At 75.8% G+C, this 256-nt stretch carries 1 protein-coding gene; it reads left to right on the plus strand.

The features are described from left to right. Window positions 1–256 (plus strand): laccase domain-containing protein (locus AC0KVN_RS27710; protein ID WP_483656867.1); only part of this gene is annotated, 256 nt, incomplete at both ends.

Here is a 256-nt window from a genome sequence, read left to right on the forward strand (position 1 = left end):
GTGACGGTGACGCAGCCATGGCCCGACGAGGCGCGGCCGCGTGCCGACGCGCTCGTCACCGACCGGCCGGGCATATTGCTCGGCATCCTCACCGCCGATTGCGCGCCGGTGCTGTTCCTCGACCCGCAGGCGGGCGTGGTCGGCGCGGCGCATGCCGGTTGGAAAGGCGCGCTCGCCGGCGTCACGGACGCGACGCTGGATGCCATGGAGGCGCTGGGCGCGGCGCGCGGGCGCATCGTCGCGGCGATCGGCCCGT

It is taken from the genome of Sphingobium sp. SG1, from assembly GCF_057063145.1.